The organism is Nocardia sp. NPDC019323 (genome assembly GCF_044389845.1).
Lineage (GTDB): Bacteria > Actinomycetota > Actinomycetes > Mycobacteriales > Mycobacteriaceae > Nocardia > Nocardia implantans.
This window is the reverse complement of record NZ_JBIRYN010000001.1, coordinates 18,884-32,799: the sequence shown is the minus strand read 5'-3', so window position 1 is coordinate 32,799 and position 13,916 is coordinate 18,884. Positions and strand designations below refer to the sequence as shown.

Here is a 13,916-nt window from a genome sequence, read left to right as displayed (position 1 = left end):
CGACGAAGCAGGCATCGGCCGCCGGGTCCGGTTCACCGCCGACGCTCCGGTAATGGACGTGTTTCGAAACCGACCAGTAATTCGTGTTTCTGATTCCATATTGCAACGCGCCGACGCGGGCTCGGACGAGGCGAAACGATTGACGCGGCACCGGCCTGCCTCTACCCTTCGCGTGGTGAACGATGCTTACCATGCGGCGTCGGGGCGGCCGTCGCAGGTATCGCCATCCCTGCGACCGACGGCTGCCGGATCACTCCACGCTTCCCCGGCAGTCGCAGCCGGCAGCCAGCTACCCGGCGCGTCCGCCCCCGGCCCGCGCGACGATACGGCCGAGTAACCGCCGGACAGGTGTCTTCGCACCGACCGGCTGTGCGAGAAAGGGTATTCACCCTTTGCCCGTCGACCGGGCCAAAACTTCGGAGAGGAAGGAACCGGCGAGTGTTCAGCCGCATCGCCATTGTGAACCGGGGAGAGGCCGCCATGCGCCTCATCCACGCGGTCCGAGACCTGGCCGCGGAAACGGCACGTTCGATCGAGACCATCGCTTTCTACACCGATGTCGATCGCAACGCGACGTTCGTGCGCGAGGCCGACATCACCTACGACCTGGGGCCCGCCTCCGCGCGACCGTATCTGGATCTCAAGGCGCTCGAACGCGCGCTGGTCACGACCCGCGCCGACGCCGCGTGGGTCGGGTGGGGTTTCGTCGCGGAGGACCCGGCGTTCGCCGAGTTGTGCGACCAGATCGGGGTCACCTTCATCGGTCCCGATGCCGAGGCGATGCGCAAGCTCGGCGACAAGATCGGCGCGAAGCTCATCGCCGAGGAGGTCGGTGTCCCGGTCGCGCCGTGGAGCCGCGGCCCGGTCGAGACCGTCGACGACGCGCTGGCCTCGGCCGCCGATATCGGCTATCCGCTCATGCTGAAGGCCACCGCGGGCGGCGGCGGACGCGGTATCCGCGTGGTCAACGACGAGGCCGAGCTGGTCGACGCCTACGAACGCACCCGGCAGGAGGCCGCCCGCGCGTTCGGCAGTGGCGTGGTGTTCCTCGAACGGCTCGTCACTGGCGCTCGCCATGTCGAGGTGCAGGTCATCGCGGATGGTCAGGGCACCGCTTGGGCGCTGGGCGTGCGCGACTGCTCGGTGCAGCGGCGCAACCAGAAGGTCATCGAGGAGTCGGCGTCGCCGGTGCTGCGTCCGGAGCAGGTGACCGAGCTGAAGGCCTCGGCCGAGCGTCTGGCGGTGGCGGTCGGTTACCGCGGCGCGGCGACCGTGGAATTCCTCTATCACCCCGGTGACGAGCTGTTCGCCTTCCTCGAGGTCAACACCCGTCTGCAGGTCGAGCACCCGATCACCGAGCTGACCACCGGTTTCGATCTGGTTCGCGCGCAGCTCGCGGTGGCCTCCGGTGAGCGTCTTGTTGGCGAGCCGCCCGCCGAGCGCGGGCACGCCATCGAAGCCCGGCTCAACGCCGAGGATCCCGACCGCGACTTCGCTCCCGCCCCGGGCCGGATCGCCCGCCTCGATCTGCCCGCTGGCCCCGGCGTCCGCGTGGACACCGGCGTCAGCGAAGGCGACACCATTCCCGCCGATTTCGATTCGATGATCGCCAAGATCATCGCCTACGGTCGCGACCGCTCCGAGGCGCTGGGCCGGTTGCGCCGCGCCGTCGCGCAGACGCGGGTGATCATCGAGGGCGGCGCCACGAACAAGAGTTTCGTCCTGGAACTGCTGGATCAGCCCGAGGTGATCGACGCGAGCGCCGACACCGGCTGGATCGACCGCGTGCGCGGGCAGGGCCGTCTCGTCTCGCATCGCAACTCCGCCGTCGCGCTCGCCGCCGCCGCCATCGACGCCTACGAGGAAGAGGAACGCGCCGAGCGAAACCGGCTGCTGTCCACCGCCGCGGGCGGACGTCCCTTGGTGCAGCACCACGCCGGCCGGCCGCTCGACCTCAAATTGCGGGGTGTCGGCTATCGCGTGCGGGTGGCCCGCACCGGCCCGCATCGGTTCCGCATCGGCATCGAGGCGGGCGACGACATCCGCACCGCCGATGTCGACCTCGTGCGCTACGACCGGCATTCCGGGCAGATCGTGGTCAACGGCACCGCCTTCCGGGTCACCGCGGGCACGCACGGACCGACCCATGTGGTGGACGTCGACGGTGTCACCCACCGGGTGAGCCGGGACGAGGGCGGCGTCGTCCGCTCACCCGCCCCCGCGCTGGTGGTCGCCACGCCGCTGCAGGTCGGCGACGAGGTCGAGGCCAACGCGCCGGTGCTGGTGCTGGAGAGCATGAAGATGGAGACGGTGCTGCGCGCGCCGTTCAAGGCCCGACTGAAGGAATGCGCCGTCTCGGTCGGCACCCAGGTGGAGACCGGCGCGCCCCTGCTGCGGCTGGAGCGCTTGGTCGACGACGCGGTCGAGGAGGCCGCGGCGGTCGGTTCGGTCGAACTGGATCTGCCCGCCGGGGATGCCCAGGCTCGTCCGCACGAGCGGATCGCCCGGCGCTCGGAGGACTTGCGCGGCCTGCTGCTGGGCTTCGACGTCGATCCGCACGACGACCGCCGGGTGCTGACGGATTACCTCGATGCCCGTCGTGCCGCCGTCGCCGATGATCGCAGGCCGCTGGCGGAGGAACTCGAGCTCGTCGACGTGTTCACCGACCTGGCCGAGCTGAGTCACAACTTGCCCTCGGGCGAGGACGCCCAGGGGCATGTCCACAGTGCCCGCGAGTACTTCCACACCTACTTGCAGAGCCTCGACGTCGAACGGGCCGGACTGCCGGAGTCGTTCAAGCTCAAGCTCGCGCGGGCGCTCGGGCACTACGGGGTTTCCGATTTGGAGCGTTCCCCCGAACTCGAGGCCGCGGTCTTCCGGATCTTCCTGGCCCAGCAACGCACCGACACCGTCGCGGTCGTGACGGCGCTGCTGCGGGAGTGGCTGGGCGAGCCGATGCCGGATCGAGCCTTGCGCGAACCGGTCGGCCTGGCACTGGAACGACTGGTGGCCGCGACCCAGGTGCACTTCCCCGTCGTCGCCGATCTCGCTCGCGGTCTGGTGTTCGCCTGGTACGGCCAGCCGTTGCTGCGGCGTAACCGCGCTCGCGTCTACACCAACGTCCGCCGGTCGCTGCGGTATCTGGACACCCATCCGGACGCGCCCGATCGCGCCGAGCGCATCTCCGAGATGGTCCGCAGCACCGAGCCGCTTGTGCGTCTGCTGGGCCAGCGGCTGGTCCGCGGCAGCGACGACAACACCGCCATGCTGGAGGTGCTGACCCGCCGGTACTACGGCAACAAGGGGCTCACCGGCGTCCGCACCCACGACGTCGACGGCTGCCGCTACCTGATCGCCGACCGCGACGGGAGCAGCCTGGTGTCCGCCGCGGTGCGCTTCGACGCGCTCGGCGCCGCGGTGCGCGGGCTCGGCGAACTGACCGGTGACGCGGTGTCGATCGACGCCGACATCTATCTCAGCTGGGAGAAGCAGCCCGCGGACTTCGACGCCATGGCCGCGGAGCTGCACTCGGTGCTCAGCGCGCAGCCGCTGCCGAAGCAGGTGCACCGGATCACCGCGACGGTCGCCGGCAGCAACGGGGCGGTCATGCACCACCACTTCACCTTCCGTCCGTCGGCCACCGGCCCGACCGAGGAACGGCTGATCCGCGGTCTGCACCCGTACATCGCGCAGCGGATGCAGATGGAGCGGCTGCGCAAGTTCGACCTCACGCGCCTGCCGTCCTCCGACGACGAGGAGGTCTACCTGTTCCGGTGCGTCGCGAAGGACAATCCGGCCGACGACCGGCTCATCGCGTTCGCGCAGGTGCGGGATCTGACCGCGCTGCGTGAGCACGACGGACGGCTGCTCGCGCTGCCCACCGCGGAGAGCACCATCGCCACCTGCCTTGACTCCATCCGCCGGGCGCAGGCGCAGCGGCCGTCGGCGAAGCGGTTCAACACCAATCGCATCGTGATGTACGTGTGGCCGCCGCTGGATGTCACCCGCGCCGAGCTCGAGCGCATCGGCGGCCATGTGCTGCCGACGACCGCGGGCGCGGGACTCGAGGAGATCGTGCTCATCGCGCGGGAACGCGACGCGGACACCGGCGAGTTGGCGAAGGTGGCCATCCGGATCAGCTTCGATGCCGCGGGCGGCACCGTGGTGACCTTCGGCGAGCCGTCGGACGAACCGATCGAACCGCTCGACGCGTATCGGCAGAAGGTGCTGCGCGCCGCGGGCCGCAATGCCGTGTACCCCTACGAATTGACCGGTCTGCTCGGCAAGTTCACCGAATACGATCTGGACGCCGACCACACGCTGGTTCCGGTCGATCGGCCGAAGGGGCGTAACACCGCCGCGATCGTCGCGGGCGTCATCACCACGGCCACGCCGAAACACCCGGAGGGCGTCACGCGGGTGGTGCTGCTCGGCGACCCGACGAAATCCTTGGGCGCGCTGTCGGAACCGGAGTGCAGGCGGGTGATCGCCGCGCTGGACCTGGCCGAGCGCCTGGAGGTGCCGCTGGAGTGGTACGCGTTGTCGGCGGGCGCTCGCATCTCGATGGAATCGGGCACCGAGAACATGGACTGGGTGGCGGCCGCGCTCAAGCGGATCGTCGAATTCACCCAGGCGGGCGGCGAGATCAACATCGTGGTCGCCGGCATCAATGTCGGAGCGCAGCCGTACTGGAACGCCGAGGCGACCATGCTCATGCACACCAAGGGCATCCTGGTGATGACGCCGGATTCGGCCATGGTGCTCACCGGTAAGCAGGCGCTGGACTTCTCCGGCGGCGTGTCGGCCGAGGACAACTTCGGCATCGGCGGTTACGACCGGGTCATGGGTCCGAACGGGCAGGCGCAGTACTGGGCGCCGAACCTGGCCGCGGCGCGCGACATCCTGATGGCGCACTACGACCACACCTACATCGCCCAGGGGGAGCAGGCGCCGCGGCGGTCGCGGACCAGCGATCCCATCGATCGCGACATCTCCGATTTCCCGCATGTCCTGGCCGGCAGCGACTTCGCCACCGTCGGCGAGATCTTCTCGGGCACCGCGAATCCGGATCGGAAGAAGCCCTTCGACATCCGCACGGTGATGCGCGCGGTCGCCGACCAGGACCACCCCGTGCTGGAGCGCTGGGCGGGAATGGCCGACGCCGAGACCGCGGTGGTGCAGGACGCGCATCTGGGCGGGATCCCGGTGTGCTTGCTCGGCATCGAGTCGCGTGGCGTGCCGCGGCACGGTTTTCCGCCCACCGACGGCCCGGACACCTACACCGCGGGCACGCTGTTCCCGCGGTCGTCGAAGAAGGCCGCACGGGCGATCAACGCCGCGAGCGGCAACCGGCCACTGGTGGTGCTGGCGAACCTGTCGGGCTTCGACGGGTCGCCGGAGTCGATGCGCAAGCTGCAGTTGGAGTACGGCGCCGAGATCGGCCGGGCGATCGTGAATTTCGAGGGCCCGATCGTGTTCTGCGTGATCTCTCGCTATCACGGTGGCGCGTTCGTCGTCTTCTCGAAGGCGTTGAACCCGAACATGACCGTGCTGGCGCTGGAGGGCTCGTTCGCGTCGGTGCTCGGCGGTGCGCCCGCCGCGGCGGCGGTGTTCTCCGGTGATGTCGCCACCCGCACCGCGGCCGATCCGCGGGTGCAGGAGTTGGAGGCGCGGGTGGCCAACGCGTCCGGCACCGATCGCGCCGCGCTGATCGCGGAACTGGACGAACTGCGGTCGTCGGTGCGCGCGGAGAAGCTCGGTGAAGTGGCCACGGAGTTCGACCGCATCCACAACATCCAGCGTGCCGTCGAAGTCGGCTCCGTCGACGCGGTGATCCGTGCCGCGGAGTTGCGGCCACGGGTCATCGAGGCCATCCAGGCGCGTCTGGGCGGCTGACGGCGGGCTGGCCACGTCCACGGCGGGCGGCGGCCGCATGGTCGGTTGTGTGCGATCGCGACACGATCCGATCAGCGGTCGCCGCCCCTGGTGACGATCACCGGCACCTGCGCCGCGTGTAGTACGGCCCGGCTCACCGAACCGAGCGGCATCGCCGGGAGTTCGTCGTGCCCGCGGCTGCCCACTACGATCGACCGCGCTTTCTCGCCCATCTCGAGCAGTCGCCTGGCGGGGCGGTCCTCGACCACGACGCGCCGCACGGTGACCTCCGGATACGCCTCGCTGTACCCGGTCAGGCTCCGGTCGAGCAATTCCTCGCCCTGCTCGCGTGATTCGGTGGGCGAGCCGTTGCCGCGCAGGCCGGATAAGGCATGCACCACAACGAGATCGGCGCCGCGGAGAACCGCCTCGTCGAAAGCCAGCGCGATGGCCGCTGCGCTGCTGGCGGAGGCGTCGACGCCGACGACGACAGGCCCGTCACCGTTCTCGGCGTCGTTGGGAACGACGGCGACGGGGCATCCCGCCTGCCGAGCCAGCGCGGTGCTCAGCGAGCCCCGCATCGCGCGGCTGAACGCGCCGAGTTCTTGGGAGCCGACGACGAGCAGCCGCGCGTGCTCGGATCGGCGGCGCAGAACGGGAACGGGGGCAGCGTTGGTCAGTTCGACGGTCACTTCGATCCGGTTGATCCGCGCGGATTCGGCGACGGCCGAGGCGTACGCGATCTCCAGCAGCTCCGGGCCGCCCCACCGATGCCTGCCGGGGGCCGATGGGATGCGCTCGACGCCGGAACCGCAGTCGCCGAGGCCGCCGGTCAGATAGACCAAGTGCAGCGGCGCGCCGCGGTGGGCGGCGTCGACGGCGGCCCAGCGCACGGCGGCGAGCGCGACGCCGGAGCCGTCGACGCCCGCCAGGATCGGAGCCTTGCTCGAGGTGGACATGGGGTGCTCCTCCGGTTCGCGTGCAGGGGCCGTCGTCGGGCGAGCCGAGGTCGTCGCGGCGTACCTGGACGAGTGTCTATCTCCTTACCGAGGCGGCAGTAGAGCAACCGGTAGCCAGGGGCGAGGGACCAAGGTCCCGCTCCTGCGCGGGGCGCGGCCGCCGCACGCGGCGCGGCGACCGCTATGGCGAAGTCGTGCGCGGGTCCGGCGAGGAGGTCCTCGCGTCGAGCCGGGCGTGCGTCAGGACCGGTCGGGCATCAGGGAACGGGCCTCGGTCGCCGTACGGATCAGACCCTGGAGCCCCGGGCTGTGGGCTTCGCGCCGTAAGCACAGATACGTGGTGCGTGGCGGCACCCCCTCGAGCGGGATGAAGCGAATACCTTTGCGGGCGTAGGTGTCCGGTGCGAACGAACCGGCGATGTTGATGCCCATGCCCGCGCCGCACAGATCGAGAGCTTCATCGAGTGTCGATGCGGCCGGAAGTGTCTTCGGTGGGGCGCCGCCCGGGCTGATCCCGGCCAGCCAGCGCTCGGACGTGGCGGGATCCTCGGTGGTCACGAACGTCTCGCCGAGCAGGTCGTCGACATGCAGCAGTTCGCGCGAGGCCAGCCGGTGATCGTCGGGCAGCACGACGATCGCGTCTTCGCGCCACAGCGCGATCGCCTGCACCGAGGCGGGCGGCGCGGCTGTCTCGGCGACGAAGACGCAATCGACCGTCGCGCCGATGAGGGCGGAATACGCCTGGGCGAACGGCAGTCGGCGCACTCGCCACTCGACTTCCGGCATGGTCGTTGTCAGCATGGCGAGCAGGGCGCGGAACCGCGGGCTGGACACCGGACATCCGAGCCGGATCGTCGTCGGCCCCGTGGTGGCCCAGTGCTCCAGCTCATCCGCGGCCTCGACCAGGCGTGTGGCCAGCGGCCGCAGCGCGGCGCCAGATTCGGTGAGTTCGACATGCCGGGAGGTGCGGCGGAACAGCCGACGCCCCAGCCGCCGCTCGATCGTGGTGATCTGCTCGCTCAGCGACGAGGGGCTCATATGCAGACGGCGCGCGGCCCGGGTGTAGTTCAGATCCTCCGCGACCGCCAGAAAGCTCCTGGCCTGGGGCACCGTGATACTCATGCTCGGGCCAGTCTACTGTGGCGCCGGATCGCCGCGGCTTCGGCTCACAAGCTCGGGGCGAGGGTGCGCTTCGGCGGTGGGCCGACCAGGACGAGATCGAGTTCGTCCGCGACCGCCTGCAGTTTCCCCGCCAGCACGGAAGGATCGATGAGGCCCTCGGTGTAGACGTGGTCCTCGGTGGGTTCACCGGTCCTGTCGAAGAACGGCTCGAAGACATCGGAGGTCAGGATGCCGAGCATCGAGGTGTTGTGCGCGCCGAACGCGAAGCTGTGCACCGTGCCGGCCGGAGCGTGCAGGTAGTCGCCCGGCGTGAGCAGCACCTCCCGGCCGTTGACCCACATCCACACGCGGCCCGCCGTGCAGAAGAAGTTCTCGGTGTGCAGCCGGTGGAAGTGCCGGGGGATGTAGGGCTGCCGGCCGCCCGTCGTGGCGACGGCCAAGTAGCGCCCGCCGGTGTTGCGTCCGCGCGCGGTCACCGTGTTCAGCGCGTCCGGCCAGCCGAGCCGGTCGCCGGTGGCCGCTCGCAGGAAATAGCTCTGCTGGTCGGCGGGGATTCGGTCGTCCGGGCCCGCGCCGAGTTCGGCGTGGTCGATACCGTCGACCACGGTGCCGATCGGTGTTCCGGCGTCGGCGCCGAGCGCGGAGGCCGAGTAGATGTGCCGGGTCACCGGGCGGTGCCTCAGAAGCGCGTCGAGCGCGCCGCCCGGAGCGGACCAGAACAGCATGCTCGACTGGTGTGCTTCCAACCGGTACGCGAAGGCGACACCCGGTGCGACGTGCACCGAATCACCGGTGGTGAGCAGGCGGCTTTCGCCGGGCAGCCAGACGCGCACCGCTCCGGCCGTCACGTGATAGGTCCGCTGATTCTCGGTGAGCACGTGAAACGGCGCCGACGCGCCGCGTGGCCCGCAGATGGTCGCTGCGTCGAAGAGTCCTCCGCTGTCGGATGAGCGCGCCAGCACCGTCCACAACTGCCCGTACGCCTCGAAGCGCAGGCCCTCTGCACTGGCGAGGTAGTACGGAACGGGCTCGCCGGGGAGGGTGTCGGCGAGCGGCAACCGGTGGATGTGGTCCAGGTCGGCGGTCGTCATGCGGGTTCTCCTGTCAGGGTCACGGCGAAGAAGTCGGCGATGGTGTCCAAGCCGAAGGTGGTGGTCTGCGTGGTGCCGCCGGTGAGGTGGGCGGCGGCCGCGGTCCGCTCGCGGGCCAGGCGGCCGTCGTCCATGCCGGCCGGGACGTCGGGCCGGTCCGGTGGGTTGAGGAAACCGTGCCGATACCCGTCGACGAGGTACAACTGCGAGCGGGCGCCGAGCGCCGCGTGCAACCTGCGGCTGTGCTCGTCGGGGACGAGCCGGTCCGCTGTGCCGTGCGCGATCTGGAACGTCGGCAGTGCGGCGCCCGCGGGCAGGTCGGACAGCACCGACAGCGGGCTTGCGGCCCGCGCCCGGTCCGGGAGATCCGCGGGGTCGCCGCCGATCAGACGCCACTCCGGCGGCCACCGATCGGACCATTGCGCGCCGTCCGGGACCACGCCGGGGACCAGGGTGGCCGGTCCGTAGGCGTCGGCCACCGCGAGTACGGAGCTGTCGCCCGTGTTCTCCTCTCCCGGCAGAGCGTCGATGCCGCCGGTCAGTCCGGCCAGCACGGCGAGATGCCCGCCGGCCGACGCGCCCCACACGCCGATGCGGCGTGGGTCGACAGACAGGTCGGCGGCGCCGGTGCGCAGGAACCGGATCGCGTCCCGGACGTCGTGCAACTGCGCAGGGAACAGCGCGGTGCCGCTGAGCCGGTATTCGATGGACGCGACCGCGATCCCGCGTCGCAGCAACGGCCGCGGGTCCGGCAGCAACGTCCGGTCTCCGGTGAACCAGCCGCCTCCGTGCACCCACACCACCACCGGGTGCGGGAGCCGGGAAGCGCCGTGCCGCGGCCGGTAGAGGTCGAGCAGGAGCGGGCCCTCCGGCCGGGTGGCGAAGACCAGGGTGCGTGCGGGGTCGGTCGGCATTCGCTCAGTATCGGAACGGCTCGGGCCGCAGACCAGCGGGAACTTCCGAAGGATCGTTCGGGCGTCCCGAACGAGCGATGGTATCGCCACCTTTCGGATCCCCCTTTAGACTGACGCGGTGACGATCCAGGGCGCACCCACGCGGGCCGAGTCCTTGGTGTCGTTCATCCAGAACCGCATCGCGGCAGGGGAGTTGAAGCCGGGCGACAAGCTGGGCACTCGGCAGCAACTGCAGCAGGAGTCGGGGCTGGCACGGGGGACGGTCATCGAAGCGGTTCGGCTGTTGCAGGACCGTGGGGTCATCACCGTCCGGCCCGGGCCGGGCGGCGGCTTGTTCGTCGCCGAGCCGTCTTCGATCGTCCGGCTCGGCCGGACCCTGCTGACCGTGGACGACGATCCTGCCGGGGTGGCGGATGCGATCGCGGTGCGCGAGGAACTCGAGCCGCTGGTCGCGGAGTTGGCGGCGCGCCACCGCACCAGCGCGGACCTCGCCGAGCTCGGTCGCCTGCTGGCCGTGGCGCGCGATGCGGCGGGGGATCCGGAAGGGTTCATCCGGGGCGTGTGGAATTTGCACCGGCGGATCGTGGCGATCGTCCCGAACCAGGTGCTGCGCGCTACCTACCTCGGGCTGGAGGAGTACATCGAGCATCACGCCACGCGCGCGAGCCGATCTCGGGAAGCCGACAATGCCGAGTACTTCGCCCAGCGGATCGCCGTCCACGAGGAGCTGATCCGCGCGATCGAATCGGGCGACCCGGCCCGTGCCCGCGCGGCCGCCGTAGCGCACGCGCAGCATTGATTTTCCGCTGAGCGGACCGGAAGCTCCGCCTGCGCATCGATTACGGCCCAGGTATTGACAGCGGCCCATGGCCTGTGGCTACCATCACAACCACCCAAATGGTTATAACCATTATGGTGTTTTCTGACACTCCTTCTCAGGGGCTCGCATGAACTTCTCCACCACCTCGGCCAGCGTCGACCGGGGCAGAATACTCGTCCCGATCCTGTGTTGGGCCGCCCTCCTCAGCGACGGATACGACCTGTTCGTCTACGGCGCGACCTTGCCCGTCCTGATCGGGCACGACCCATGGCAGGTCACCGCGGGCGCCGCGGGATTCGTCGGCAGTGTGGCCCTGATCGGAGTTCTCCTCGGATCTCTGACCGCGGGGACCCTCACCGACATCCTCGGCCGTCGTCGCTTGTTTCTGGCCTGCTTGGCCCTGTTCGCCACGGCGACTCTGGTCACGGCGCTGGCCCCGTCGTTCCTGGTGTTCGCCGCGACCCGATTGGTCGCGGGTCTCGGTATCGGCGGTCTGATGCCCACCGCGATCGCGATGGCCGCCGAATTCGCCGCGCCGCGCTATCGCTCCCGCGTGCTCGGCATGGTGCTCACCGGACCCGCGTTCGGTGGCGTGCTGGCTTCCACGGCGGCGCTGGCGCTGCTCGAAGACGCCGGTTTCCGGCCGGTGTACGCCCTCGGCGCGCTCCCGCTGGTCACCTTGCTGCCGGTCGCCTATTTCCTGCTTCCCGAGTCGCATGCCTTCGCGTCCCCGGAACGCGGCGCGGAAACCGAACGTCCTGGCGGACTGGCGAATTCCCCCGCAGCGCGACTGTTCGACGGTGGCATGGCGCGGGCGACGGCCGGTATCTGGTTCGTCGCGACGTGCAGCATGCTGACGATGTTCGGGGTCACCACCTGGCTGCCGCAGATCATGCGCAAAGCCGGTTACCCGATCGGGTCGTCGGTCACCTTCCTGCTCGTCTACAGCGCGGGCGCTATCATCGGGACGCTGCTGGCCGCGGCGCTGGCCGAGCGGTTCGGCCCCAAACCCCTGGTGCTCACCGGTTTCACCATGGCTGCCGTGGCGCTGGCGCTGCTGGGCACCCACCCGCCGAAACTCGCCCTGATGCTGCTGGTCGCGGTCGCAGGCTTCGGTGGCCTCGGCACCCAGAACATGCTCAACGATCACATCGCGAGCTTCTATCCGCCCTCGCTGCGGGCGACCGGGCTCGGCTGGGCGCTCGGCATCGGGCGCGTGGGCGCGATCGCAGGCCCCACCTACGGCGCCGCCTTCGTGGCCGGCGCAGCCGCGGTCGCCGTCAGTTCGATGGCGTTCGCCGTGCCTGCGCTCGCCGGTGGGCTGCTGATGGCCGCGCTCCCGCGGCGACCGCGCGCGGCCACCGCCATGGACTACGACGCCGCTTCCGTGCCGGCGACACACTGAAAGGAAAGGTGACCGGATGAAGATCGTCGGCTGTCGCGGAACCGAGCAGGGCCCGGTGCCGATCGTCGCGGCGAGCGGGAGGAAGGGCGCATGAGCGACATCGCCTCGCCACCCGGCGTGGTGCCCGTCCTGATCGTCGGCGGGGGACCGTCCGGGCTGGCCGCCGCGTTGGAACTGGCTCAGCACCGCGTTCGCAGCGTCGTGGTGGAACCGCGGGTGGAGATCGATACCCGCCGCCCGCGCGCGAAGACGACCAACGCCAGGACGATGACGCATCTGCGGCGATGGGGACTCGCGGACGCGGTCCGCGCGGCCGCACCGCTTCCGGTCGAGTGGGCACAGGACATCGTGTTCTGCTCCACCTTGCTCGGATACGAGATCACCCGGTTCGAAAACGGCTTCCAGCTCGATGTCGCCGAACCGGAGCTGGCTCCCGAACGCGGTCAGCAAGCGCCGCAACCGGTGGTGGAACTCGTCCTGCGCGAGGCTGTGGAAGGCAACGAGTACATCGAGCTGTGTCTGGGCGGCCGCGTCACCGAGGTCACCGAACTCCCGAACGGCAATGTCCGAGCGCGCATCGAGGACGACACCGCGTCGCCCCGCTCGATCGAGGCCGAATACCTGCTCGGCTGTGACGGCGGGGGCAGCATCGTCCGGGAAAGCATCGGCGCGCGATTTCAAGGCACCTCGGGTGAGCGGCCGAATCTCAGCATCCTGTTCCGCGCCCCCGGTCTGGCCGAACGCGTCCGATTCGACAACGCCATTCACTACTGGGTGATGGCGCCCGGCGCGGCGGGCATCGTCGGGCGGCTCGACCAGGGCGACACCTGGTGGGCCATCGTGCAGGGGATCGACGTGCGAGTGGACTCGGTGGACCCGGAGGCGTTGCTGCACAGCCTGATCGGTGACACCCATCCGGTGGAGGTGATCGCCACCGATCCGTGGGTGGCGCGGCAATTGCTGTCCGACAGCTATCGCAGGAACCGAATGTTCCTGGTCGGCGATGCGGCCCATCTCAACCCGCCGTGGGGTGGCCACGGCTACAACACCTGTATCGGTGACGCCGTCAACATCGCGTGGAAGATCGCCGCCGTCCTGCACGGGTGGGGTGGGCCCGCGCTGCTGGCGAGCTACGAGGCGGAACGACGTCCGGTGGCCGCACGCACCATCGCCGATGCCGGTTCGCAGGAAACCGCACTCGCGCACCACTTTTCGGCGACGGAGATCAATGAGGCCGGGCCGGCGGGCGACACGGCGCGCACCCGCACCGCGGCGGCGCTCGCGGTGAAGAAGAGCGAATTCCACTCGCTGGGGCTGGTACTGGGCTACACCTACGTGGGCTCCCCGGTGATCACGCCGGACGGGTCGACGCCACCCGTGGAGGATCCGATCGAATACCACCCCTCCGCTTGTCCCGGCGCGCTGCTTCCGCACGTGTGGCTGCACGACGGCCGGTCGCTCTACGACGCGCTCGGCCCGGAGTACACCCTCGTCACGATCGAGGACGACGGGCAGCACCTCGATGTCGGACGCATCGAGGCAAGGGCCGCCGAGCTGGGTGTCCCGCTGACCGTGCTGCGCTTGACCGACGGTGATATCGCCGCGAAGGCGGGCCTGTCGGAACTCCTCGGCGCCCGGCTGGTCCTGGTACGGCCGGATCAGCACGTCGCCTGGCGTGCCGACGATCCGGACGGCGGGGAGAGGGCGCTCGATGTCGCCGTCGGGCGATGA

The 13,916-nt window shown here is 70.1% G+C and carries 8 protein-coding genes; 4 read left to right on the top strand and 4 right to left on the bottom strand.

Features of this window, described 5'->3' with window-relative positions:
* The first annotated feature begins 438 nt into the window (after positions 1–438).
* Positions 439–5,895 (top strand): carboxyl transferase domain-containing protein, encoded by a 5,457-nt coding sequence (locus ACH49X_RS00110; protein ID WP_357209038.1) that lies wholly within the window; start codon positions 439–441, stop codon positions 5,893–5,895.
* Positions 5,896–5,966: 71 nt separating this feature from the next.
* Here ACH49X_RS00110 and ACH49X_RS00105 read toward each other — a convergent pair whose 3' ends face one another.
* The 4 genes from ACH49X_RS00105 to ACH49X_RS00090 form a co-directional block, all read right to left on the bottom strand.
* The gene (locus tag ACH49X_RS00105; protein ID WP_195083293.1) at positions 5,967–6,833 is read right to left on the bottom strand and encodes a universal stress protein; all 867 of its coding nucleotides are present in this window, start codon (positions 6,831–6,833) and stop codon (positions 5,967–5,969) included.
* A 240-nt stretch (positions 6,834–7,073) separates the two neighbouring features.
* A complete protein-coding gene (locus ACH49X_RS00100; RefSeq protein WP_195083292.1) occupies positions 7,074–7,955 on the bottom strand; it encodes a LysR substrate-binding domain-containing protein in 882 nt (293 codons plus the stop codon).
* A 44-nt stretch (positions 7,956–7,999) separates the two neighbouring features.
* A complete protein-coding gene (locus ACH49X_RS00095) occupies positions 8,000–9,046 on the bottom strand; it encodes a quercetin 2,3-dioxygenase (protein WP_195083291.1) in 1,047 nt (348 codons plus the stop codon).
* Positions 9,043–9,960, bottom strand: a complete 918-nt coding sequence (locus ACH49X_RS00090; RefSeq protein WP_195083290.1) for an alpha/beta hydrolase fold domain-containing protein — start codon at positions 9,958–9,960, stop codon at positions 9,043–9,045. The genes ACH49X_RS00095 and ACH49X_RS00090 overlap by 4 nt, the downstream gene beginning before the upstream one ends.
* Positions 9,961–10,078: 118 nt before the next feature.
* Between ACH49X_RS00090 and ACH49X_RS00085 the strand changes: the two genes are divergently transcribed.
* From ACH49X_RS00085 to ACH49X_RS00075, 3 genes are all read left to right on the top strand, one after another.
* A complete protein-coding gene (locus ACH49X_RS00085) occupies positions 10,079–10,759 on the top strand; it encodes a FadR/GntR family transcriptional regulator (protein ID WP_195083289.1) in 681 nt (226 codons plus the stop codon).
* A 148-nt stretch (positions 10,760–10,907) separates the two neighbouring features.
* Entirely contained in the window at positions 10,908–12,185 is a 1,278-nt protein-coding gene (locus ACH49X_RS00080; protein WP_357110963.1) for an MFS transporter, read from the top strand.
* Positions 12,186–12,275: 90 nt separating this feature from the next.
* Positions 12,276–13,916 (top strand): FAD-dependent monooxygenase, encoded by a 1,641-nt coding sequence (locus ACH49X_RS00075; RefSeq protein ID WP_357209036.1) that lies wholly within the window; start codon positions 12,276–12,278, stop codon positions 13,914–13,916.